We start from the raw sequence: 24,383 nt of genomic DNA on the forward strand, positions 1-24,383 counted from the left end.
ATCCAGTTAATTTTCCATCTTCATTTTTAATTGTATTTATTACTTTAAGCAATTTTGCTTCTTCATCAACTTCATTAACAAGAAAAAAAGCATCTTTTTTATGCGGTATTGTTAAATTTACCCCTTTAAAATTAAAAAATTTAATTGCTTCAATTCCTTTTTTAAGAAAAGATGGTTTTATTTCAAATGGAATATAAACAAAATCAAGAGAAAGATATTGAAAAGCAGCATTGTGAAAAATAGGGGAAAGAGAATGAGACACTGGATTTCCAAAGACACCTGTAATTTTTGTAGTTCCTTTTATCATTTTTTCCTCTGCTTAATTTTAGCATATTATTGATAATAAAACCAAATTTTGTTATAATACAATACGAAAAGCGGGAGTAGCTCAGCGGTAGAGCATAACCTTGCCAAGGTTGGGGCCGCGGGTTCAAATCCCGTCTCCCGCTCTATCTCTAAATTTGTAAGGGAGTTGAACCTTTTGGGTTCAAACCGACAAAAGTAGCGAGGATTGGTAAGGCAGAGTTGGTGCGGCATCGTTTTCCAGATAGCACAACTGGGGTTATGGGAGATTTTTCTAAATCCACCCCATCCCTCCTTTTTTAAAGGAGGGAGTAATTTGGTGCGTTATCGTCTTTCAGATAGCACAACTGCTACCGACAAAAGTAGCAAAGATTAGAGGTTATGTTCTCTTTTATTTGAATAAGTTATATGATATAATTCTAACCTTTATAAACAGTAAAGATAAATTTTTATTTAAAAAAATGGGAAAGAATATTGTTAATTATTCAAGTGAAAAAAGATTTGCTAAAATTCAGTCATTAAAAGATAAAGAAGTATTTTTTATTGATTTAGATGGCACAGTTTATATAGGAAATAAAATTGTTGATGGAGCAGTAGATTTTGTAAATCAACTTTATGAAAATGGGAAATTATATTTTTTTATTTCTAATAATTCTTCTAAATCAAAAGAGGACTATGTAAAAAAAATAAGAAGATATGGTATAAATGTTAAAGAAAAGCAAATAATTCTTTCAACTGATGGGTTAATTGATTTTTTAAAAAGTAATGAAATTAAAAATGTTTTTACAATAGGAACAGAGTCATTTAAAAAAGAAATTAAAGATAATGAAATTAATCCGGAGTCAAAAAATCCTGAATTTGTAGTTTTAGGTTATGATACAGAACTTACATATAAAAAATTGGTCAAAGGAATATATTATGTAAATAATGGAGTTGAGTACATAGCCACTCATTGTGATATTGTTTGTCCTACAGAAAATGGGCCAGTTCCTGATGTAGGAACATTAATTGAAACATTTAAACTCACAACAAAAAAGGGCCCATTTAAGATATTTGGGAAACCAAATAAAGAAATGATAGAATTTAAGATAAAAGAATTAAAAGTTGATATAAATAAAGTTGTATTGATTGGAGACAGGTTATATACTGATGGAGTACTTGCAAAGAATATAGGAGTAACATATATTTTGCCACTTTCAGGTGAAACAAATAGAGAAATGCTTGAAAGTTCTAATGTATTACCAGATTTAATTGTAGAAAAATTAGGTGATTTAGTAAAATATGTTTAAAAAATATATTTTTAAAGAAGTAAAATGAAAAAATACTTTTAGTTTTACATTAACAAATTTATATTGACAGAATTTTTTAAAATGTTATAACTAATGAGGGAATACAATTTTCTAAATGTTGCTGCTGTGGCTCAGTGGTAGAGCACGTCCTTGGTAAGGACGGGGTCATGGGTTCAAATCCCATCAGCAGCTTAAAAACATAAGGAGGGAATAAAATGGCAAAGGAGAAATTTATAAGGAGCAAGACACATGTAAATGTAGGGACGATAGGGCATGTAGATCATGGGAAGACGACATTAACGAGTGCGATAACGAAGGTATTGGCGAAGGAGAACAAGGCAAAGGAGATGAAGTATGAGGAGATAGACAAGGCGCCTGAGGAGAAGGAGAGGGGATTAACGATAAACATATCGCATATAGAGTATGAGACAGAGACGAGGCATTATGCGCATATAGATTGTCCTGGGCATGCTGATTACATAAAGAACATGATAACAGGTGCGGCACAGATGGATGGGGCGATATTGGTAGTAAGTGCGCCAGATGGTCCTATGCCACAGACCAGGGAGCATATATTATTAGCCAGGCAGGTAGAGGTGCCGGCGGTGGTAGTATTTTTGAACAAGATGGATAGTGTAGAGGATGAGGAATTAGTTGAGTTAGTGGAGGTAGAGGTAAGGGAGTTATTAAGCAAGTATGGGTTTCCAGGTGAGGAGGTACCTGTAATAAAGGGGAGTGCATTGAAGGCATTGGAGTGTGGATGTGGTAAGAGGGAATGTGAGTGGTGTGGGAGGATATGGGATTTATTAGATGCAGTAGACAGGTACATACCGATGCCGGTGAGAGATATAGACAAGCCATTTTTGTTGGCAGTAGAGGATGTATTTAGTATAACAGGCAGGGGTACAGTAGCGACAGGAAGGATAGAGAGGGGTAAAGTAAGAGTAGGGGATAATGTAGAGATAGTAGGGTTAAAGCATGAGATAACTAAGACGGTAGTGACAGGGGTAGAGATGTTCAGGAAGGAATTAGAAGAAGGGGTAGCAGGAGACAATGTAGGTTTATTATTAAGAGGTATAGATAAGGATGCGATAGAGAGGGGTATGGTAGTGGCGGCGCCAGGGAGTATAACACCGCACACACATTTTAAGGCACAGGTATATGTATTGAAGAAAGAAGAAGGTGGCAGGCACACGCCATTTTTCCATGGATACAGGCCGCAGTTTTACATAAGGACGACAGATGTAACAGGGGAGATAAAGTTACCAGAGGGGGTTGAGATGGTAATGCCAGGAGATAATATAGAGATGGATATAAAGTTAATATATCCAGTAGCACTTGAAAAGGGGCAGAGATTTGCTATAAGAGAAGGTGGAAAAACAGTCGGTGCTGGTGCTGTTACTGAAATTATTGAATAGGGTGAATAAGAAATGAGAAATATAATAACTTTAGTTTGTTCAGAATGTGGAAATAAAAATTATTACACTACAAAGAAAAAACAAACAGGACAGAAGAAGAAAATTGAATTAAAAAAATTTTGTCCTAAATGTGGGAAGCATGTTCTCCATAAAGAGGGTAAATAAAATTTGACAAAAATATTTGATATTATTAAATTAAATGGTATAATAATATTTTTGTAAAATCTATTTACCTGAAAAATATTTTTTGAATTTATAAATGTTTGGTATTTTATTCGTGTTATTGACATATATATAAAAAGTGGTATAATAAATTATTTATAGGCCTGTAGCTCTAATTGGGAGAGCAACGGACTCCAAATCCGAGGGTTGGAGGTTCAAGTCCTCCCAGGCCTGAACAAGTAATTAAATGAAAAAGAAAATATCTGATTTTTTTAATGAAGTAAAGGCAGAGTTAAAAAAAGTTACCTGGCCTGAAAAAAAAATGTTAAAGAGAACAACAGTTATTATTGTTATTTTTATTTTCATAATGGCTCTTTATATTGGAATTATTGACCTGATATTTTCAAAAGTGATTATTTTATTTTTGAGGTAATTATGGGAAAATGGTATATTTTACATGTTAGAACAGGGCAGGAAGAGAAAATTAGAAAACTTCTTGAGAATCAACTTAATAAGAAAGAAAAACAAATTACACAAATAGTTATCCCAAAGGAAGAAATAGTTGAAAGAGGAAAAGAGGAGAAAAAAACAACAAGAAGATTCTGGCCTGGATATATGTTAATTGAAATAGCGCCTGAATTTGATAATGAAATTTTATGGCACAGAATAAGGACAACGACAGGAGTACTAAATTTTCTTGGTGCAGGTGATAAGCCAGTTCCTTTACAACCAGAAGAAGCAAAAAATGTTATAGGAGAAGTTGAAAAAAGAAAAAGCAAACCAACTCCGAAAGTTGAGTTTAAAGAAGGAGATAAAGTTGAAATAACAGAAGGTCCATTTATGAATTTTACAGCAATTGTTGAGGAGGTTTATCCTGATAAGGGACGACTTAAAGTAAGTGTCTCTGCTTTTGGAAGAAGTACTCCTCTTGAACTTAGTTTCTGGCAGGTTGAAAAAATATAGGAGTGAAAATGGTAGAAAAGAAAATCAAAGCAGTTGTTAAACTTCAAATACCAGCAGGAAAAGCAACTCCAGCACCACCTGTTGGACCGGCACTTGGTCAACATGGTGTAAATATTATGGAATTTTGTAAGGCATTTAATGATGTGACAAAAGGAAAAGAAGGAACAGTCCCTGTTGTTTTAACAATTTATGAAGATAAAACATTTAATTTTATAATAAAAACACCTCCAACTTCCGAATTAATAAAAAAATACGCAAATATTGTAAAGGGTTCAGCAATTCCTAATAGAGAAAAAATTGGCAAAATAACAAGAAAACAAATTGAGGAAATTGCAAAAATTAAATTACCCGACTTAAATACAAAAGATATAAAAGAAGCAATGAAAATTGTTGAGGGTTCTGCAAAAAGCATGGGTATTGAAATTATTGATTAGACAGGAGGAAAAATTGGGTAAAAGGTATTCTACTTTATTAGAAAAAGCAGAAAAAGATAAACTTTATACGATAGAAGAAGCAATAGATAAATTGAAAGAAATGCATTCTGTGAAATTTGATGAAACAGTTGAATTATCTATAAAATTAGGTATAGACCCGAAAAAATTGCAACAACCAATAAGAGGAAGTGTTGTTTTTCCATATGGGATAGGGAAGGAAGTAAAAATACTAGTTTTTGCAACAGGTGAATTAGCAGAAAAAGCAAAAAATGCAGGAGCAGATTATGTTGGTGGAAACGAACTTGTAGAAAAAATAAAAAGTGGCTGGTTGGACTTTGATGCAGTTGTTTCTACTCCTGATATGATGAAAGTTGTTTCACCCTTAGGTAAAATACTTGGTCCAAGAGGGTTAATGCCAAATCCAAAAACAGGAACTGTTACTAATAATGTAGAAGAAATAGTTAAGGAATTAAAAAAGGGAAGAATTGATTATAAAATGGATAAAGAGGGAAATATTCAAATTCCATGTGGGAAAATTTCTTTTGATAAAGAGAAATTGGTAGAAAATATTATTGAGGCAATTAAGAATGTGTTAAGCGTTAAACCATCTTCTGTTAAAGGAATATATATAAACAATATGTATTTATCTTTAACTATGTCCCCTTCTTTAAAACTTAATTCTACCAGGATATTACAAGAATTAAAAATTTCCTGAGAGAATGAATACTTTCGAGTTCCATGGGAAGTAAGGAGTGGAGAGTAGCAAGATAGAAAAACAAATAAAAAACAAGGAGGATACAGGGGTTAAGTTTTTTTCCTTACTTTTTACTTGTAACTTGCTGATTAAATAGAGAGAGCGAAGTAAATATTCATATAAGGGGTGTAAAATGAAAAAAATGAACAAGAATAAGAAAAAAGAAATTGTAAATTGGTTGACAGAAGAATTTAAAAATAGTAAAATATATCTTTTAGTTAACTTTTCAGGACTTTCTGTTTTAGAAATGCAGAATTTAAGACAACTTATAAAAGAAAATAATGGTGATATAAAAGTTATAAAATCAAGTTTAATTGAAAGAACATTTAAGAATTTAAGTAAAGATGAAGCAGTTAATTATTTGGGTGGTCCAATTTTTGTTGTATGGACAAAAGATGGGGATGAAATTGAAATAATAAAAAAACTTTATGCCTTCGGGAAAAGGGTTGGTAAAATAGCAGTAAAAGGTGGAGTAATAAATAATAAAATAAGTGATGCAGAATTTTTTGAAAAATTAAGTAAACTTCCTTCAATAAAAGAAATTCAAAGTGAACTTATATATGCAATAAAATTCCCTGTTATTAGAATTACCAATTTAATGAGAAGTCCTGTGGTAAGAATTGTAAATATATTAAACCAAATATCTCAAAAATAAATCAAAAAGGAGAAAGAAATGGCTGAGGAAAAAAATGTATTGGATGAGATTGTTGAGAAAGTTGAAAAACTTACAGCGATTGAGTTGTCGGAATTGGCAACAAAATTAGAAGAGAAGTTTGGAGTTAAAGGTATGGTGGGTCCTGTTGCAGTGTCATCTGTACCAGGTGTTGCAGGACAGGAAGAAAAGAAAGAAGAAAAGACAACTTTTGATGTAATTTTAAAGGGATTTGGAAGTAATAAGATACAGACAATAAAAGAAGTAAGGGCAATTACAAATTTGGGATTGAAAGAAGCAAAAGAATTGGTTGAATCAGCTCCAAAACCAATAAAAGAAAAAATTTCAAAAGAAGAAGCAGAAGAAATAAAGAAGAAATTGGAAACAGTGGGGGCAGAAGTAGAAATAAAATAAAAAAAACTTTATAGAGGGAGAAAATAAATATGGAAAGAAAAGGTAGTAGTTTTTCTTTTTTAGAAGAAAAAAATGAGTTTAATAACAAAGTGGTAGAAAATGTTGAAATACCAGACCTCCTTCTTGTTCAGAAAAAATCATATGAAGAATTTTTACAGCAAAATATTCTTCCTGGAAAAAGAGAAGTTAAAGGAATTGAAGAAGTTTTAAGAAAAATTTTCCCTATTGAAAGTAAAAATGGGAATTTAATACTTGAATATGTTAATTATACTATTGAGTTGCCTGTTTATTCAGTTGAGGAATGTATTGAAAATGGACTGACTTATGATGGAAAATTTAAAATAAAAGTTCGTCTTGCTATAAAAAATCATGAGACAGGGAAAATTATTTCGGTTAAAGAACAGGAAGTATATATTGGAAGTATTCCATTGATGACTGAAAGTGGTAGTTTTATTATAAATGGAATTGAAAGAGTAGTTGTAAATCAACTTTTAAGGTGCCCTGGTGTTTATTTTAAAGAAGAAGAAATAAATGGCCAAAAAACATTATATTCTGCCAAGGTATATCCTTTACGCGGCTTATGGATAGAGTTCCACATTGATAGCCATAATTGTCTTATCCTTTTTCTTGGGAGGAAAAAAGTTATCGGGACAATGTTTCTCAAAGCATTGGGTTTAACAAATGAAGATATTGTTAAGGAGTTTTATGGTTCAGAGGAGAAAATGCCTGAAAATTCAATTCTAAGACAGACATTACTGAGAGATACAACAAAGACCAGAGAAGATGCCTTAAAAGAAATTTATAAAGAACTAAGACCTGGTTATCCTCCAATCATTAAAGAAGCGGAAAGTTTTTTTAATTCTCTCTTTTTTTCAGATGAATTATATAGTTTGTCAGAAGCAGGAAGGGCACAGATAAATAGAAAATTAAACCTTAATCTTACACAACAGCATTTAACAAAAGAAGATATAATTGGGATAATAAAGTATCTTTTAAATCTTACTGAAAAAGGTGAGGGGACAACTGATGATATTGACCATTTAGGAAACAAAAGAGTAAGAACAACAGGTGAAATAGTAAAGGAACATCTTTATGAAGGTTTTTTAAGAATGCGAAGGTATTGTGAAGAGAAGATGAAAATTATTCCTCCCGAAGAAGTTGATAAGAAAGTTACTCCACAGGACTTTATAAATGGTAAAGTTTTAATGACTGTTTTAAATGATTTTTTTGCAAGAAACCAACTTTCGCAATTTCTTGAGAAAATAAATCCACTCTCAGAAATAACTCATAAAAGAAGAGTTACAGCAGTGGGAGAAGGTGGAATAAAAGAAAGAAAAAGGGCTGGTTTTGAAGTGAGAGATGTACATTATACACATTTTGGGAAAATATGCCCTATTGAAACACCAGAAGGAGCAAATATAGGACTAATTGGTTCTTTAACGGTTCATTCAAGAATAGGGGAACTTGGATTTATAGTAACTCCATATTTTAAAATTGAAAATGGGAAAGTTACAGATAAAATTGAATATTTAAATGCAAATGATGAAGAGAATTTTAAAATTGCTCCTCCTGATGTTGAGGTGGACCCAAAAACAAAGGAAATAAAAGAAGAAGTAGTAAAAGTTAGAGTAAAAGATGGTTTATTTGAAGTTGTCCCAAAAAATGAGGTTGATTATATAGGGGTTTCTCCTATTCAAATAGTTGGTGTTACTGCATCTCTTATACCATTCCTTGAACATGATGATTCAAACAGAGCACTTATGGGTTCAAATATGCAAAGACAAGGAGTTCCACTTATTAAAAGTGAAGTTCCTCTTGTAAAAACAGGGATGGAAAGATTTGTTATAAGAGATAGCGGGTCTGTTGTAAAAGTAAGAAGTGATGGAATTGTTAAATATGTTAGTGCAGAAAAAATTGTTATTGAGAAACAGGAAAAAGGTATTTTCCCATGGGAAAAAGAAGATATTTATTATTTGAAGAAATTTACGAGAACCAATCAGGATACATGTTTTCATCAAAGACCTGTTGTTGATATTGGGGACAGAGTTAAGAAAGGACAAATTATTTCAGATGGTCTAGCAACTTCAAAAGAAGGAGAGCTTGCATTAGGAAAAAATTTATTAGTTGCTTTTATGCCCTGGCATGGATATAACTATGAAGATGCAATTATTTTAAGTGAGAGAATGGTTAAAGAAGATGTTTTTACTTCTATTCACATAAGGGAATTTCCAGTTGAAGCAAGAGAAACAGAATTAGGTCCTGAAGAAATAACTGCTGACCTACCAAATGTTCCAGAATCCCGGCTAAAAAACCTTGATAAAAATGGAATAATAAGAGTTGGAGCCGAAGTTGAAGCAGATGATATTCTTGTTGGGAAAATTACTCCAAGAGGTGAATCTGAATTAACTCCTGAAGAAAAACTTTTAAGGGTAATATTTGGTGAAAAAGCGAAGGATGTTCAGAATACATCTTTAAAAGTTCCACCAGGAATTAAAGGAGTTGTTGTTAATGTTAGGAAATATGAAAGAAGAGAAAATATAAAAGAAGAAGATATAAAAAAGGAACTTAATAAAGTAAATAAGGAATATAAAGAAAAGGAAAAAATAATAAAAGAGATTATAAAAGAGCAAATAGAAAAAACTCTTAAATTACATAATATAAAGGCAAAAGTTACAACAACAAAAGAGACATGGAATAAAATAGTTGAAAAAATACAGGATGAAAAAGTAAAAGAGAAATTACAGAAATTAATAGATATAGAAAACGAAGAAATTAAAAAATTAAAGAAGGAACTAAGAGATAAAGAAAATAAAATAAAAAAAGGTCCTGAACTTGAAATGGATGTTATATATAAAATTGTTGTTGAAATTGCAGTTAAAAAGAAAGTATCTGTTGGTGATAAAATGAGTGGTAGACATGGAAATAAAGGAGTTATATCAAAAATTTTGCCAGAAGAAGATATGCCTTTTATAGAAGATGGAACACCCGTTGATATTATATTAAATCCCTTAGGTGTTCCATCAAGAATGAATATTGGGCAGATTCTTGAAACACATTTAGGCATTGCATTAAAAACGCTTGGATATAGTTATGAAACACCAATATTTAAAAGTATAAAAGAATTGGAAATTAAAGAACTACTTAAAAAAGGTGGACTATCAGAAAATGGGAAAATGACTTTATATGATGGCCAGACAGGAGAAAAGTTTTCTCAGCCAATTACTGTTGGTTATATTTATATGATGAAATTGATTCACTTAGCAGATGAAAAAATTCATGCAAGAGCAACTGGTTCATATTCACTTATAACTCAACAACCATTGGGAGGGAGAAGCCAATTTGGAGGACAGCGTTTAGGAGAAATGGAGGTCTGGGCACTTGAGGGATATGGAGCAGCACATACGCTTAAAGAAATGCTTACTGTAAAAAGTGATGATACTGAAGGAAGAAAACAAATATACGAGAGTATTGCAAAAGGTATTGATTTCAAATCAAATAATACTCCTGAATCGTTTAATGTATTAAAAAGAGAATTACAGGGACTTGGATTTGATTTGAGAGTTGAAAAAAGAAATATTGGGGGTAAATCAAAGGAAATTGTAACAATAAAAGTTGCTTCTCCAACTGTAATGCGTTCATGGTCTCATGGTGAAGTTAAAAAAGCAGAAACACTTAATTACAGAACATTGAGGCCTGAAAGAGAAGGGTTATTCTGTGAGAGAATATTTGGTCCAACAAAGGATTATGAATGTGCATGTGGTAAATATAAAAAATTAAGATACAAGGGAATAATATGCGATAGATGTGGTGTTGAAGTAACAACAAAAAGAGTAAGAAGAGAAAGAATGGGACATATTGAGCTTGCCACTCCTGTATCTTATGTATGGCTTTTTAAAAGTTCATCTAATTGGATGGGAATGTTACTTGACCTATCTCAAAGTGAACTTGAAATGGTTTTTTATTATGCGAGATATATAGTTATAGACCCTGGTAAAACAAACCTGACTAAAAAACAATTATTAACAGAATCAGAATATTATGAAATGACTGAAAAACATGGAAATGCATTTCGTGCAGAAATTGGTGCAGAGGCAATTTTTCACCTTTTGAAAGAAATAGACCTTATATCTCTTGAAGAACAGATAAAGCAGTCATTGAGTAAAATGAAAAAAAACGAGCGTGAAACAAAAAGAAAACTTATTAAAAAATTAAGGATGATCCAGGGACTTTTAAAGACGAATACTAAACCAGAATATCTTGTTACAAATATTATACCTGTTATACCTCCTGATTTAAGGCCATTACTTCCACTTGATGGAGGGAAATTTGTTGCTTCTGACCTGAATGACCTTTACCAAAGAGTTATAAACAGAAATAATCGTCTAAAGAAACTTATAAAATTGCAGGCACCGGATATTATCATAAGAAATGAGAAAAGGATGCTTCAAGAATCAGTGGATGCTTTAATGGATAATGGGAAACATGGAAATACTATTCTTGGAAAAGGGAGAAGACCTTTAAAATCACTTGCAGATGCATTAAGAGGTAAGCAAGGTAGATTCAGACAGAACCTTTTGGGCAAGAGAGTTGATTATTCAGGAAGAGCGGTTATTGCTGTTGGTTCTGAATTAAAATTAAATGAGTGTGGTGTTCCAAAAGAAATGGCTCTTGAACTTTTTAGTCCATTTGTTTTAAGAGAATTGAGGAAAAAAGAATATTTCCACACACTTGGTAGTGCAAAAAGAGCAATAAGAGAGAATAAAGAGGAGGTCTGGGAAATACTTGAAAGGGTTAGTAAACATCATCCAGTTCTTCTTAATAGACAACCAACTTTGCACCGACTGAGTATCCAGGCATTTGAACCACGGCTTATAGAGGGTAATGTACTTAAACTCCATCCTCTTGTTTGTTCAGCATTTAATGCTGATTTTGATGGAGATACAATGAGTATTCATATTCCACTATTGCCAGAAACAATATTAGAAGCAGAACTTTTAATGAAGGCAACAACTCATATACTTTCTCCAGCCAGTGGTAAACCAATTGTTTCTCCATCAAGAGATATTGGTATGGGTTGTTTCTATCTTACTTTTATTAGTGATGAAGAAGAATATCCTGAAGATGAGAGAAAATATATTTCAAGTTTTGAAGAAGCAAAATTTCTTTACCATAATGGGTTTGTTGAATTGCACAGACCTATTAGAGTGAGAGATGAAATAGGAGAAATTATTACAACAACTGTCGGAAGAATTCTTTTTAATGAAATTCTTCCGTTTGAATTGCCTTTTAAAAATGAGGAATTTGAAGTAAAGAAGTTAGAATCTCTTATAAAAGAAATATTTAATAAATTTGGCTATGAAAAAACAGTAGAAGTTCTTGATGGACTTAAAGAAATTGGATTTTTATATTCAACAATTGGAGGAATTACAATAGGTATAGATGACCTTAAGATACCCGAAAAGAAAAAAGATATTATTGAAAGAGCAACAAAAGAAGCAGAAAAAGTTGAAAGAAATTATAAAAAAGGAATTATAACAGAGGATGAAAGATATAATAGAATTGTGGATATATGGACCTCTACCACAAATGAAGTTTGCGATTATTTAATGGATACAATTGAAAAAGATAGAAGTATAAAGCCATTTAGAATCAATCCAATATATTTGATGGTAACATCAGGTGCAAGAGGTAATAAGAATCAGGTAAATCAGTTGATGGGAATGAGAGGACTGATGATAAGACCTACTAAAAAAGTTACAGGAGGTATTGGAGAAATTGTTGAAACCCCTGTTATATCAAATTTTAGAGAAGGTTTGGACCTTCTTGAATATTTTACATCAATACATGGAGGTAGAAAAGGGCTTGTTGACACTGCTTTGAAGACATCTGATGCTGGATATTTGAGTAGAAGGTTAGTTGATGTTGCTCATTCTGTTATAGTCACAGAAGAAGATTGTGGAACGCTTGAAGGTATCCTTATAGGTCCTCTTGTTGAAGAAGATGAAGTAATAATACCATTAGAAGAAAGGATAATTGGTAGAGTTGCAGTAGATAATGTTGTTGATATTGTTACTGATGAGGAAATTGTAAGAGCAGGTGAAGTTATTGATGAAGAAAAGGCAAAACGTCTTGTTGAGGCAGGAATACAGAGAATAAGAATAAGGTCAGTTCTCACTTGTAAAGCAGAAAAAGGTGTTTGTGCTAAATGTTATGGCTGGGATTTGTCAAGAGGAATAGTTGTTAATATAGGAGAGGCAGTAGGAGTTGTTGCAGCGCAATCAATTGGAGAGCCAGGGACACAACTTACATTAAGGACATTCCATACTGGGGGGACTGCTTCAAGAGGAATTGGTTCTTCTCAATTCACTGTTAAAAAAGATGGAATATTGAAATATGAAGATAATTTAAAAACAGTTATGAATAAAGAAGGTAAAATGGTAGTTGTTCATAGAGAAGGGAATGTAAAAATTGTTGATGAAAGAGGCAGAGAATTTGAAAAATATACATTAAGAGTTGGTTCTATTATTGAATTGAAAGATGGAAGTAAAGTTAAAGAAGGACAACTTATAGCAAGTTGGAATCCATATTCAACACCTATAATTACTGATAAGGAAGGATTTATAAAATATGAAGACATAGAAATTGGAAAAACAGCAAATAAAGAAATGATTATAATACCTCACAAAGAAGATAAAGACCCGAGAATAATTTTGAGAGATAAAAAAAATAATATTATTGATGGGTATCATATTCCAGAAGGAGCAAGAATTGTTGTAAAAGAAGGTGAAAAAGTAGAGCCAGGTGATATTATTGCTGAGAAAGTTCATACTACTGCAAGGGCACAGGATATTACTGCTGGACTTCCGAGGGTCTCTGAACTATTTGAAGCAAGAGTTCCCAGGAATCCTGCTGTATTGAGTGAAATAGATGGTGAGGTTGAAATAATGCCTTCTGAAAAAGGAACAAGAAAAATAAAGGTAAAAAATGAGGAGACACAAACAGAGAAAATCTATATAATTCCTTATGGAAAACATCTTCTTGTTGGAAATGGTGATTATGTTATTGCTGGAAGAAAGTTAACTGATGGACCTGTGGTGCTACAGGATATTTTAAAAATACAGGGAGAGAAAAAAGTCCAGGAGTATCTACTAAACGAAATTCAAAAGGTCTATAGAGTAGAAGGTGTTACAATAAGTGATAAACATATAGAAATAATTGTCAGACAGATGCTTTCAAAAGTAAAAGTTGAAGATGCAGGGGATACCTATCTTCTTGAAGGAGAAGAAATCAGTAGAGTTGAAATACAAAAAATAAATGAATCATTACCAAAAGGGAAAAACCCAGCAACATATAAATCATTGGTTTTAGGAATTACAAGAGTTGCATTAAGTAGTTCCAGTTTTATTTCTGCTTCTTCATTTCAAGAAACAATGAAAGTTCTGACAAATTCAGCAATTCTTGGAGCAGAAGATTATTTAGAAGGTTTAAAAGAAAATGTAATTTTAGGAAGATTAATTCCAGCGGGAACAGGTAAATTCACAAAAGAAATTACAGAAGAGAAAGCTGAATTTATTGAAACACAAAAGTAAAAAGGGAGGAAATGATGCCAACAGTTAACCAATTGATAAGAAAAAAAAGAAGATTAAGAAGGAAAAAAAGTAAATCAACTGCTTTACAAAGTAATCCTTTTAAGAAAGGTGTATGTCTTTATGTTAAGACAATGACACCAAAGAAACCAAATTCTGCACTCAGAAAAATAGCAAAAGTTCGTCTTTCAAATGGTAAAGAAGTAATTGCTTATGTTCCTGGTATTGGGCATAATTTACAGGAACACTCAATAGTTCTTGTAAGAGGCGGAAGAGTTAGGGATTTACCAGGTGTTAAATATCATATAGTGAGGGGGACATTTGATGCGGGGGGAGTTGAGGGAAGAAAAAAGGCAAGGTCAAAATATGGTGCAAAAAAACCAAAAGAAGAAGAGAAAAAACAGGAGGGTTAAATGCCAAGAAGGAAAAGAGTAATAAAGAAAAGAATTGATGAAGACCCAAGATACAATGATTATGAAATTGAAAAATTTATAAATAAACTTATGTGGGATGGGAAAAAAGATTTAGCATATAGAATTTTTTACGATATGATGGACCAAATAAAAGAAAAAATGAATCAGGACCCTTTACCTGTTTTTAAAAAGGCACTAAATAATGTGAAACCGAAATTGGAAGTAAGACCGAGAAGAATTGGAGGAGCAACTTATCAAATTCCTATTGAAGTTTCTCCTCATAGAGGTTTATCTTTAGCAATAAGATGGATAGTTGAAACCGCAAGAAGTAAAAAAGGAAAATCAATAGTTGATAGACTTGTTGAAGAAATATTAGAGGCGTATAAAGGAGAGGGGGCAAGTATAAAGAAAAGAGACGAAACACACAAAATGGCTGAAGCAAACAGAGCTTTTGCTCATTATAGATGGTAGAAATTTCACATTTTACCTTTTAGAGGTCAATTTTTTATGGATAAAATAAGAAATATAGGAATTATTGCTCATATTGATGCTGGGAAAACCACAACGACTGAAAGGTTCCTTTATTATACAGGAAAAACACACAAAATAGGAGAAGTTGATGAAGGTACTGCTGTCATGGACTGGATGGAACAGGAAAAGGAAAGAGGAATAACAATAAGTGCTGCTGCAACAACATGTTTATGGAAAGGATATAAAATTAATATTATTGATACTCCAGGACATGTGGATTTTACAGCAGAAGTTGAGAGGTCATTAAGAGTTCTTGATGGAGCAATAGGTGTTTTTTGTGGTGTTGCAGGGGTTCAGTCACAATCAGAGACAGTATGGAGACAGAGTGAAAAATATAATGTCCCTAAATTAGTTTTTGTAAATAAATTAGATAGAGTGGGAGCAGATTTTTTTAGAGTTATTGATGAAATAAAAATTAAATTGAATACAAGCCCATTAATTATGAATATACCTATATATGATGACAATGAAGAATTTATTGGTCTTATTGATATTATTGAGGAAAAGGAAGTTATATATAATGAGACATATGAAACAGAGGCAGAAGTAAAAGATATTGAGGAAAAAAATAGAGAAAAATTTTTATATTATAAAAAGAATTTAATTGAAAAAGTAGCAGAGGTAGATGATTATTTGATGGGAAAATATGTTGAAGAGGAAGAAATAAAAAAAAGTGAGATAAAACGAGCAATAAGGAAAGGGACAATTAAAAATTTATTTTGCCCTGTATTTTGTGGGTCTGCACTAAAAAATAAAGGGACATTATTTTTACTTGATGGAATTGTTAATTATCTACCTTCACCTGTTGACAGAGGTAAAATAGAAGGGTTTTCTACTGATAAGAAAAAAAAGATTGAAAGGCATCCAAATGAAAATCAACCATTTTCAGGTCTCATTTTTAAGGTATATAATGATATTCATTTGGGCAGGGTTTTATATACAAGAATTTATTCAGGCAAAATCAAAAAAGGGGAAAAAGTATATAATAGTTCCAGAAATGTAAAGGAAAAACTTATGAGAATTTTAGAAGTCCATACAAATAAATATTATGAAAAAGAACAGGGAAAAGCAGGTGAAATTGTTGCTTTACTGGGACCAAAGAAAACATATACTGGGGATACTATTTGTGATGAATTAAGTCCTATAATTTTTGAGAGTGTTGAGTTTCCTGAACCGGTTATTTATTTAGCAGTTGAACCCAAAACAATGAGTCAACACGAGGATGTTTATAATGCACTTTTAAAAATTGCAGATGAAGACCCTACAATAAAAATCAGAACTGATGCTGAAACAGGGCAGATGATAATTATGGGAATGGGTGAATTACATCTTGATGTTGTTATTGGAAGGTTAAAAAGAGAAGATAAACTTGAAGTAAAGGTAGGCAGACCCCATGTTGCCTATAGAGAAACAATTACAGTTCCGTCAATTGGGGAAGGGAAATTTATAAAGCAAAGTGGGACAAAAGGAATATATGGGCATGTAGTATTAAAATTAGAGCCATTAGAAAGAGGCAAAAGATTTATTTTTGAATCAAAAGTGGATAGTGAAAAAATTCCTGATGAATTTATACCTGCTATTGAGGAAGGAATAAAAGAAGGTATGGAAGTTGGGACATTGGGGGGTTTTCCTGTAATTGATATTAAAGCAGTTGTTATTGATGGTTCTTTTCATCCAACGGATTCAGATGAAGTTGCTTATAAAATTGCTTCAACGATTGCTTTTAAAGACGCATATAGAAAAGGATATCCTATTCTTTTAGAGCCAATAATGAAAGTTGAAATTACTGTTCCAGAAGAATTTTTAGGAGAGATTTTAGATGATTTAAATTTTAGAAAAGGGAAAATAGAAAGTATTGAAACACTTAAAGATTTAAAAATTATAGTAGCAAGAATACCGCTCAGGAAAATTTTTGGTTATACAACTACTCTTCGTTCCTTGACACAGGGAAAAGGAAGTTGTATAATAGAACCATTATGTTATGAAAGTGTTAATGAAGAAATTCTTACAAAATAATAAAGAATTTCAGTAAGAACCTAAATAGAAAATTTTTACCGAAATGGAGGGAATAAAATGGCAAAGGAGAAATTTATAAGGAGCAAGACACATGTAAATGTAGGGACGATAGGGCATGTAGATCATGGGAAGACGACATTAACGAGTGCGATAACGAAGGTATTGGCGAAGGAGAACAAGGCAAAGGAGATGAAGTATGAGGAGATAGACAAGGCGCCTGAGGAGAAGGAGAGGGGATTAACGATAAACATATCGCATATAGAGTATGAGACAGAGACGAGGCATTATGCGCATATAGATTGTCCTGGGCATGCTGATTACATAAAGAACATGATAACAGGTGCGGCACAGATGGATGGGGCGATATTGGTAGTAAGTGCGCCAGATGGTCCTATGCCACAGACCAGGGAGCATATATTATTAGCCAGGCAGGTAGAGGTGCCGGCGGTGGTAGTATTTTTGAACAAGATGGATAGTGTAGAGGATGAGGAATTAGTTGAGTTAGTGGAGGTAGAGGTAAGGGAGTTATTAAGCAAGTATGGGTTTCCAGGTGAGGAGGTACCTGTAATAAAGGGGAGTGCATTGAAGGCATTGGAGTGTGGATGTGGTAAGAGGGAATGTGAGTGGTGTGGGAGGATATGGGATTTATTAGATGCAGTAGACAGGTACATACCGATGCCGGTGAGAGATATAGACAAGCCATTTTTGTTGGCAGTAGAGGATGTATTTAGTATAACAGGCAGGGGTACAGTAGCGACAGGAAGGATAGAGAGGGGTAAAGTAAGAGTAGGGGATAATGTAGAGATAGTAGGGTTAAAGCATGAGATAACTAAGACGGTAGTGACAGGGGTAGAGATGTTCAGGAAGGAATTAGAAGAAGGGGTAGCAGGAGACAATGTAGGTTTATTATTAAGAGGTATAGATAAGGATGCGATAGAGAGGGGTATGGTAGTGGCGGCGCCAGGGAGTATAACACCGCACACACATTTTAAGGCACAGGTATATGTATTGAAGAAAGAAGAAGGTGGCAGGCACACGCCATTTTTCCATGGATACAGGCCGCAGTTTTACATAAGGACGACAGATGTAACAGGGGAGATAAAGTTACCAGAGGGGGTTGAGATGGTAATGCCAGGAGATAATATAGAGATGGATATAAAGTTAATATATCCAGTAGCACTTGAAAAGGGGCAGAGATTTGCTATAAGAGAAGGTGGAAAAACAGTCGGTGCTGGTGCTGTTACTGAAATTATTGAATAAGTATTGACAGAAGAGAATAAAATAAGTAAAATAAAAAACTTGACCTGAAAAGAGAAAAATATGGAAGAAAAAAGAATTAAAATTACATTAAAGGGTTTTGACCATAGATTGTTAGATAAATCAATAAAAGAGATTATTGAACTTGCTAAGAAAACAGGAGTAAGAATTTCAGGACCTGTTCCTTTACCAACAAAAAGGGAAGTTTATACTGTTTTAAGGTCACCTCATGTAAATAAAAAAAGCAGAGAACAGTTTGAAATGAAAATTCATAAAAGATTGATAGAAATAATTGAGCCAACTGGAAGAACAATAGATGCTTTAACTAAATTAAGTCTACCAGAGGGTATTGATATTAAAATGGATTTGAGTTAAAGGATATAATAATGAGAATAGGTTTAATTGGAAAGAAATTGGGGATGAGCAGGATTTTTAATGAAAATGGGGATGTTATTCCAGTGACGATTATTGAAGTTAAAGATAATTATGTAATTGGTATAAAAAAAGAAAGCGAGAAAGATAATTACTCAGCAATTCAAATTGGTTGCCAGGAAGTTGAAGATAAAAAACTTAGAAAGTCAGAATTAGGTAAGTTAAAGAAAAATAATTTACCATCATTAAAAGTTATAAAAGAACTGAGAATGAAAAATGATGATGAAGTTAATGACTTTAAAATAGGGCAAAAATTAAATGTTGAAATTTTTAAAAAAGGTGATTTAGTGGATATTACTGGTAAAACAATAGGAAAGGGGTTTCAAGGAGTTGTAAAGAGACATGGATTTAAAGGAGGTCCCGCTACACACGGTTCTATGTCTCATAGAAAACCTGGTTCAATTGGTGGTACAACTCCGGCAAGGGTCCTAAAAGGACAAAAAATGGCAGGACACATGGGAAATGAGAAACAAACTATTCAAAATTTAGAAGTTGTTCAAATAATGCATGATAAAAATTTAATTTTAATAAAAGGGGCTGTTCCTGGTCCTAAAAATAGATATTTATTAGTTAGAAAGGCAATAAAAGGTCTTAGCAAATGAGAAAAATCCCTATTTATGATATTAATGGTGAAATTGTTGGTGAGGAAGAAATTGAAATAGAAAATGAAAAGATAAATAAAGATGTTCTCTATTATTATGTTAATGCATATCTTACGAATCAGCGAAAGGGAACATCTTCAACTAAAACAAGGGGAGATGTTTCTGGTGGAGGCAAGAAACCATGGAGGCAGAAAGGAACTGGACGGGCGAGAGTTGGTTCAATTAGAAATCCCATATGGAAGGGCGGAGGAGTTGTTTTTGGCCCAAAGACAAAAGAATATAAAGTTAGATTACCTAAAAAAATAAAAAGAATGGCACTTATTGAAGCAATAAAAGATAAAATTATTGAAGATAGATTTTTACTTATAGAAATGAGTAATTTAAATGAAATAAAGACAAAAAATGTCTATAATTTTTTGAAGAAAATAGGTAGTAATAAGGAAAAAATTCTTTTCATTCTTAATAAAGGAGATGTAAATAAGGAAGTTATAATAAAATCAATTAGAAATATAGATACTATTGAATATGATTATTCGGACAAAATAAATGCATATGAAATTTTAAAAGTTGATAAAGTTTTTTTAGACGATAAGAATATTTTTGGAGTAATAAAGAAAACATTGGAGAAAGAAAATGGCAGTTGAAGCGTATAAAATTATAAAAATTCCTCTTATATCAGAGAGAGCAACTGATTTACAGGCAGAAAATAAGTATGTTTTTATAGTTGATAAAAAAGCAAATAAGAATCAAATAAAAGAAGCAATAGAAACAATATATAAGGTTCATGTTAAAAAAATAAATGTGATAAATGTTCCTAAAAAGAAAAAGAAATATAGGATGAATATTGAAGGATTCAGGTCTGGATATAAAAAAGCAATTATTAAGTTAAAAGAAGGAGAAAAAATTGCCATTACGTAAATTAAAACCGGTTACACCTGGACAGAGACATGCAATTTTAGATGATTTTTCTGATATAACAAAAAAGTATCCGGAAAAATCACTTGTTATTGGAAAAAGGAAAAAAGGTGGAAGAAATAATACTGGCAGAATTACAGTAAGACATAGAGGTGGTGGACATAAAAAGTTATATAGAATTATTGATTTTAAAGGTAGAAAAAATATGGAAGGGAAAGTTGTAAGTATTGAATATGACCCGAATAGAAGTAGCAGAATTGCTTTAGTTCACTATACTGATGGGATAAAAAGTTATCTGATTGCTCCTTATGGTCTTAAAGTTGGAGATATAATTAATTGTGGGGAAAATGCAGAAATTAAAACAGGTAATAGATTACCTCTGAGAAATATACCAGAGGGATTACAGATTTTTAATATTGAGATGGTACCGGAAAAAGGTGGACAAATTGTCAGGTCTGCTGGGACTCTTGCAACTTTAATGGTAAAAGGAGAAAAATATGCGCAAGTTCGGTTGCCATCTGGTGAAGTGAGGTTGTTTGATTTGAATTGTTTTGCAACATTAGGACAGGTTAGCAATATTGACCATAAATATGTTTCCTTAGGTAAAGCAGGAAGAACCAGACATTTAGGAATAAGACCAACTGTAAGAGGAGTAGCAATGAATCCCGTTGACCATCCTCATGGAGGTGGAGAGGGAAGAAGTAAAGGACATCAGTCACAGAGTCCCTGGGGATGGAGTACAAAAGGTCACAAAACAAGAAAGAAGAAAAAACCATCAGATAAATTAATTGTAGAAAGAAGAAAAAGGAGTAAAGGATGAGATCTAAAAAGAAAGGTCCCTATGTTGATTTGAAATTGATGAAGAAAGTTGAAAAATTAAGAAGAGAAGGTAGAAAGGAAATAATTAAAACATGGGCTCGTGCATCATTTGTTATTCCTGAATTTGTTGGTTATACTTTTGCTATTCATAATGGTAAAAATTTTTTAAATGTTTATATTACAGAAAACATGGTAGGCCATAGATTAGGAGAATTCGCTCCAACAAGAGTTTTTAGAGGCCATGGTGCTCATACTGAAAGAACAAGAGAGAAAACATAATAGGATATAAAAATGGAAGTAAAAGCAATTTCAAAATATATTAGAGTAAGTCCGAGAAAGTTGAAAATGATAAAGGATATTGTTATTGGGAAAGAAATTAATGAGGCAATACAAATTTTAGAAAGTTTGCCAAAAAGAGGTTCAGAATATTTGATTAAAACATTAAAATCAGCCCAGAGTAATGCAGAAGGTAAAAAGAAAGGCGGAATATGGATGGTAAAGAATTTATTGGTTGATAGTGGCCCCTCATTTAAAAGGTTTAGGGCTACTACAATGGGAAGAGGTGTAATGGTGAGAAAAAGGACTTCTCATATAACAGTTATTTTACAGGATATAGAAGAAGGGGAAAAATAATGGGACAGAAAGTAAATCCAATTGGATTAAGATTAGGAATAACTGAGGATTGGCGAACGAAATGGTTTGCAAGTAAAAAGGATTTTAAGGACTCATTGAAAGAGGATATTTTTATAAGAGACAATATAAATAAAAAATATCCAAGAGGGACAATAAGCAAAATTGAAATTGAAAAAGTTATCAAAGAAAAAATAAAAATTATTATTTATACAACAAGACCAGGTGTTATTTTGGGAAGAAAAGGGAGCGAAATAAATCAACTAAGGGATGAGTTAATTGGGAAGTTGAAAAAACAGGTGAGTATAGATGTAGTTGAAGTAAATCCTCCAGGTAAAAGTGCACAATTTCTTGCAGATACAATAGTTATACAATTGGAAAAAAGATTTTCACATAGATATGCAATAAAAAGAGCAATGGCTCTTGCGATGGAAAGTGGAGCTGAAGGAATTAAGGTAAGAATAAGTGGAAGAATAGGGGGAGTGGAAATTTCCAGGTCTGAACAATATATTGAAGGCAAAGTTCCATTACATACATTAAGAGCAAAAATTGATTATGCAACTGCGACAGCATTTACGAGGTCGGGAACAATTGGTATAAAGGTATGGTTGTACTTAGGTGAAGTTTTACAGGGTAAAAGGCAGGAGGATAAAAATGCCGTTAATGCCAAAGAGAGTTAAGTATAGAAAAGCACAAAGAGGCAGAAGAAAAGGTAAAGCAATGAGAGGCAGCACTTTATATTACGGTGATTATGGATTGAAAATTATGGAACCGTGCTGGCTTACAAATGTTCAAATAGAAGCGGCAAGAGTTGCTATTACACACCATTTAAAAACAAAGGGGAAAGTTTGGATTAGAATTTTTCCGGATAAACCAGTTACAAAAAAACCAGCAGAAACAAGAATGGGAAAGGGTAAAGGAGATGTTTCTCACTGGGTTGCTGTTGTACTTCCAGGAAGAATTGCTTTTGAGATAGTTGGAGTTGATGAAGAAACAGCTGTCGGAGCACTTAAAAGAGCATCCTCAAAATTTCCTGTGAAAAGTAAAATAGTTAAAAGACAAAAGATAGTTTCATAAGGAATAAAAATGAAAAAAGATGAAATAAAAAAATGGAGAGAAGCAACAGAAGAAGAAATAGGGCTTAAAATAGTTGAGTTAGAAAAACAACTTTTTAATTTATTACCACAGGTAAAAATGGGGCAGTTAAAAAATTGTTCTGTTTTGAAAAATATAAGAAAAAACATTGCTATTTTAAACACAATAAAGAGAGAAAAAAGTATACAGAGGGTTAAAAAATGAATAATTCACGAGAAATCGAAAAAGTTGGGGTTGTTTTAAGTGATAAGATGGATAAAACAAGAGTTGTTTCTGTTGAGTGGAAATCAGCCCATCCTCTTTATAATAAAATTTTAAGGAAGAGAAAGAAATTTTATGCACATGATGAAGATAATATTACAAAAGTTGGAGATACGGTCAGGATTGTTCAGACCAGACCATTGAGTAAACTAAAAAGATGGAGAATTGTTGAAATAATTGAAAAAACAGAAAGGCAAAAATGATACAATTGAGGACTACTTTAATAGTTGCAGATAATACAGGTGCAAAGAAAATCATGGTTATTGGGTTTATAGGTGTTTCCAAGAAAAGATATGCAAGAACTGGAGATATAGTCATTTGTAGTGTTAAAGATGCACTTCCAGATGGTATTGTTAAGAAAAAAGAAAAAGTGAAAGCAGTAATAGTTAGAACAGTTAAACCAATAAAAAGGAAAGATGGAACAATTTTAAAATTTGACCATAATTGTGCTATTATAGTAGATAATGAAAAAAATCCAAGAGGAACAAGAATTTTTGGACCTGTTCCAAGAGAATTGAGAGATAAAAATTTTACTAAAATTATTTCTCTAGCTCCGGAGGTTGTTTAATGGGAATTAAAATAAGAAAAAATGATTTTGTTTGTGTAATAAAAGGTAATGATAGAGGGAAAAAAGGGAGAGTAATAAAAGTTTTTCCAGAAGAGGAAAGAGTTCTTGTTGAAGGTGTGAATTTTGTAAAAAAACATACAAGACCAAGGTCCGTTGATATGCAGGGAGGAATAATTCAAATTGAAAAACCAATATCAATTTCAAATATCCGATATTTCTGCTTAAAATGTGGAAAAGCAGTAGGACTTGGTATTAAGAAACTATCTGATGGTACAAAAGTGAGATATTGTAAAAAATGTAATGAGATTGTTGAGGAGAAATGATGGAACCGAGATTAAAAGAAAAATATAAAGAAGTTGTGATTAACCATATGATGGAAAAGTTTAATTATAAAAATAAGATGCAGGTTCCGCGATTGGAAAAAATAGTAATAAACATTGGAATTGGAAAAGATAATAAAGATACAAAAGCAATTGAATCAGCGGAAAAGGAATTATCTCTTATAACAGGGCAAAAACCAGTTATAACAAAAGCAAAAACTTCAATAGCAGCATTTAATTTAAGAAAGGGAGATATATGTGGATTAATGGTAACTTTAAGGGGAAAAAGAATGTGGGAATTTCTTGATAGAACGATTGTTGCTGCACTCCCGAGAGTTAGGGACTTTAATGGGCTGCCAGTAAATTCTACTGACGGAAGGGGCAGTTATACAATCGGGATAAAAGAACATGTTATTTTTCCTGAAATTGATTATAACACTATTTATAAAATTAGAGGGATGAATATTACATTGGTTACAAATGCGAAAACACCTGAAGAAACACTTGAATTGTTAAGGGAAATCGGATTACCAATAAGGAGGGAATGAA

29 protein-coding genes and 3 tRNA genes are annotated in these 24,383 nt (G+C 32.4%); 31 read left to right on the top strand and 1 reads right to left on the bottom strand.

Annotation, left to right across the window (positions count from 1 at the left end):
* Positions 1 to 307: shikimate dehydrogenase (locus PLW95_01725; GenBank protein HOV21387.1), on the bottom strand; the 307-nt coding region annotated here is incomplete at its 3' end.
* Between the two features lie 70 nt (positions 308 to 377).
* Between PLW95_01725 and PLW95_01730 the strand changes: the two genes are divergently transcribed.
* The 31 genes from PLW95_01730 (at position 378) to rplE (ending at position 24,382) form a co-directional block, all read left to right on the top strand.
* Positions 378 to 449: transfer RNA gene (locus PLW95_01730), tRNA-Gly, on the top strand.
* 315 nt (positions 450 to 764) lie between these two features.
* A complete protein-coding gene (locus tag PLW95_01735; protein HOV21388.1) occupies positions 765 to 1,592 on the top strand; it encodes an HAD-IIA family hydrolase in 828 nt (275 codons plus the stop codon).
* A 120-nt stretch (positions 1,593 to 1,712) separates the two neighbouring features.
* Positions 1,713 to 1,784: transfer RNA gene (locus PLW95_01740), tRNA-Thr, on the top strand.
* Between the two features lie 23 nt (positions 1,785 to 1,807).
* On the top strand, positions 1,808 to 3,010 hold the full coding sequence (tuf, locus tag PLW95_01745; protein ID HOV21389.1) for an elongation factor Tu: 1,203 nt from the start codon (positions 1,808 to 1,810) through the stop codon (positions 3,008 to 3,010).
* A gap of 12 nt (positions 3,011 to 3,022) precedes the next feature.
* Positions 3,023 to 3,175 (top strand): 50S ribosomal protein L33, encoded by a 153-nt coding sequence (rpmG, locus tag PLW95_01750; GenBank protein HOV21390.1) that lies wholly within the window; start codon positions 3,023 to 3,025, stop codon positions 3,173 to 3,175.
* Positions 3,176 to 3,332: 157 nt separating this feature from the next.
* Positions 3,333 to 3,406, top strand: a tRNA-Trp gene (locus PLW95_01755).
* A gap of 13 nt (positions 3,407 to 3,419) precedes the next feature.
* Positions 3,420 to 3,605 carry a preprotein translocase subunit SecE gene (gene secE, locus PLW95_01760; protein ID HOV21391.1) on the top strand — a complete coding sequence of 62 codons (186 nt, stop codon included), beginning with the start codon at positions 3,420 to 3,422 and terminating at the stop codon, positions 3,603 to 3,605.
* Positions 3,606 to 3,607: 2 nt separating this feature from the next.
* On the top strand, positions 3,608 to 4,135 hold the full coding sequence (nusG, locus tag PLW95_01765) for a transcription termination/antitermination protein NusG (GenBank protein HOV21392.1): 528 nt from the start codon (positions 3,608 to 3,610) through the stop codon (positions 4,133 to 4,135).
* 8 nt (positions 4,136 to 4,143) lie between these two features.
* The gene (rplK, locus tag PLW95_01770) at positions 4,144 to 4,569 is read left to right on the top strand and encodes a 50S ribosomal protein L11 (protein ID HOV21393.1); all 426 of its coding nucleotides are present in this window, start codon (positions 4,144 to 4,146) and stop codon (positions 4,567 to 4,569) included.
* Between the two features lie 13 nt (positions 4,570 to 4,582).
* Positions 4,583 to 5,284, top strand: a complete 702-nt coding sequence (rplA, locus tag PLW95_01775) for a 50S ribosomal protein L1 (GenBank protein ID HOV21394.1) — start codon at positions 4,583 to 4,585, stop codon at positions 5,282 to 5,284.
* Positions 5,285 to 5,456: 172 nt separating this feature from the next.
* Positions 5,457 to 5,978 (top strand): 50S ribosomal protein L10, encoded by a 522-nt coding sequence (gene rplJ / locus PLW95_01780; GenBank protein HOV21395.1) that lies wholly within the window; start codon positions 5,457 to 5,459, stop codon positions 5,976 to 5,978.
* A gap of 18 nt (positions 5,979 to 5,996) precedes the next feature.
* Positions 5,997 to 6,389 carry a 50S ribosomal protein L7/L12 gene (gene rplL / locus PLW95_01785; protein HOV21396.1) on the top strand — a complete coding sequence of 131 codons (393 nt, stop codon included), beginning with the start codon at positions 5,997 to 5,999 and terminating at the stop codon, positions 6,387 to 6,389.
* Positions 6,390 to 6,418: 29 nt separating this feature from the next.
* Positions 6,419 to 13,978 (top strand): DNA-directed RNA polymerase subunit beta', encoded by a 7,560-nt coding sequence (rpoC, locus tag PLW95_01790; GenBank protein ID HOV21397.1) that lies wholly within the window; start codon positions 6,419 to 6,421, stop codon positions 13,976 to 13,978.
* A 14-nt stretch (positions 13,979 to 13,992) separates the two neighbouring features.
* Entirely contained in the window at positions 13,993 to 14,388 is a 396-nt protein-coding gene (gene rpsL / locus PLW95_01795) for a 30S ribosomal protein S12 (protein ID HOV21398.1), read from the top strand.
* Complete coding sequence (gene rpsG / locus PLW95_01800) at positions 14,389 to 14,859, top strand: 30S ribosomal protein S7 (protein HOV21399.1); 471 nt, start codon at positions 14,389 to 14,391, stop codon at positions 14,857 to 14,859. It begins immediately after the preceding gene.
* 36 nt (positions 14,860 to 14,895) lie between these two features.
* Positions 14,896 to 16,935 (top strand): elongation factor G, encoded by a 2,040-nt coding sequence (gene fusA / locus PLW95_01805; protein HOV21400.1) that lies wholly within the window; start codon positions 14,896 to 14,898, stop codon positions 16,933 to 16,935.
* Positions 16,936 to 16,992: 57 nt separating this feature from the next.
* Entirely contained in the window at positions 16,993 to 18,195 is a 1,203-nt protein-coding gene (gene tuf, locus PLW95_01810; GenBank protein ID HOV21401.1) for an elongation factor Tu, read from the top strand.
* A gap of 60 nt (positions 18,196 to 18,255) precedes the next feature.
* Positions 18,256 to 18,567 carry a 30S ribosomal protein S10 gene (rpsJ, locus tag PLW95_01815; GenBank protein HOV21402.1) on the top strand — a complete coding sequence of 104 codons (312 nt, stop codon included), beginning with the start codon at positions 18,256 to 18,258 and terminating at the stop codon, positions 18,565 to 18,567.
* 11 nt (positions 18,568 to 18,578) lie between these two features.
* Positions 18,579 to 19,226: a 50S ribosomal protein L3 gene (rplC, locus tag PLW95_01820; protein HOV21403.1), complete on the top strand. Its 648-nt coding sequence runs from the start codon at positions 18,579 to 18,581 to the stop codon at positions 19,224 to 19,226.
* Entirely contained in the window at positions 19,223 to 19,870 is a 648-nt protein-coding gene (gene rplD / locus PLW95_01825) for a 50S ribosomal protein L4 (protein HOV21404.1), read from the top strand. The genes rplC and rplD overlap by 4 nt, the downstream gene beginning before the upstream one ends.
* Positions 19,860 to 20,144 (top strand): 50S ribosomal protein L23, encoded by a 285-nt coding sequence (gene rplW, locus PLW95_01830; GenBank protein HOV21405.1) that lies wholly within the window; start codon positions 19,860 to 19,862, stop codon positions 20,142 to 20,144. Before rplD ends, rplW begins: the two co-directional genes overlap by 11 nt.
* Positions 20,131 to 20,961, top strand: coding sequence for a 50S ribosomal protein L2 (gene rplB / locus PLW95_01835; GenBank protein HOV21406.1), 831 nt, complete (start codon positions 20,131 to 20,133; stop codon positions 20,959 to 20,961). Before rplW ends, rplB begins: the two co-directional genes overlap by 14 nt.
* Complete coding sequence (rpsS, locus tag PLW95_01840) at positions 20,958 to 21,239, top strand: 30S ribosomal protein S19 (GenBank protein HOV21407.1); 282 nt, start codon at positions 20,958 to 20,960, stop codon at positions 21,237 to 21,239. The genes rplB and rpsS overlap by 4 nt, the downstream gene beginning before the upstream one ends.
* Positions 21,240 to 21,251: 12 nt before the next feature.
* A complete protein-coding gene (rplV, locus tag PLW95_01845; GenBank protein ID HOV21408.1) occupies positions 21,252 to 21,593 on the top strand; it encodes a 50S ribosomal protein L22 in 342 nt (113 codons plus the stop codon).
* On the top strand, positions 21,593 to 22,270 hold the full coding sequence (gene rpsC / locus PLW95_01850; GenBank protein ID HOV21409.1) for a 30S ribosomal protein S3: 678 nt from the start codon (positions 21,593 to 21,595) through the stop codon (positions 22,268 to 22,270). Before rplV ends, rpsC begins: the two co-directional genes overlap by 1 nt.
* The gene (gene rplP / locus PLW95_01855) at positions 22,245 to 22,667 is read left to right on the top strand and encodes a 50S ribosomal protein L16 (protein HOV21410.1); all 423 of its coding nucleotides are present in this window, start codon (positions 22,245 to 22,247) and stop codon (positions 22,665 to 22,667) included. Before rpsC ends, rplP begins: the two co-directional genes overlap by 26 nt.
* A gap of 9 nt (positions 22,668 to 22,676) precedes the next feature.
* On the top strand, positions 22,677 to 22,889 hold the full coding sequence (rpmC, locus tag PLW95_01860; protein HOV21411.1) for a 50S ribosomal protein L29: 213 nt from the start codon (positions 22,677 to 22,679) through the stop codon (positions 22,887 to 22,889).
* Positions 22,886 to 23,149 (top strand): 30S ribosomal protein S17, encoded by a 264-nt coding sequence (rpsQ, locus tag PLW95_01865; protein HOV21412.1) that lies wholly within the window; start codon positions 22,886 to 22,888, stop codon positions 23,147 to 23,149. The genes rpmC and rpsQ overlap by 4 nt, the downstream gene beginning before the upstream one ends.
* Positions 23,146 to 23,514 (top strand): 50S ribosomal protein L14, encoded by a 369-nt coding sequence (gene rplN / locus PLW95_01870; GenBank protein HOV21413.1) that lies wholly within the window; start codon positions 23,146 to 23,148, stop codon positions 23,512 to 23,514. The genes rpsQ and rplN overlap by 4 nt, the downstream gene beginning before the upstream one ends.
* Positions 23,514 to 23,837: a 50S ribosomal protein L24 gene (rplX, locus tag PLW95_01875; protein ID HOV21414.1), complete on the top strand. Its 324-nt coding sequence runs from the start codon at positions 23,514 to 23,516 to the stop codon at positions 23,835 to 23,837. Before rplN ends, rplX begins: the two co-directional genes overlap by 1 nt.
* On the top strand, positions 23,837 to 24,382 hold the full coding sequence (rplE, locus tag PLW95_01880) for a 50S ribosomal protein L5 (GenBank protein ID HOV21415.1): 546 nt from the start codon (positions 23,837 to 23,839) through the stop codon (positions 24,380 to 24,382). The genes rplX and rplE overlap by 1 nt, the downstream gene beginning before the upstream one ends.
* Position 24,383: the final 1 nt, after the last annotated feature.

The organism is bacterium (assembly GCA_035370465.1).
Classification (GTDB): domain Bacteria; phylum Ratteibacteria; class UBA8468; order B48-G9; family JAFGKM01; genus JAGGVW01.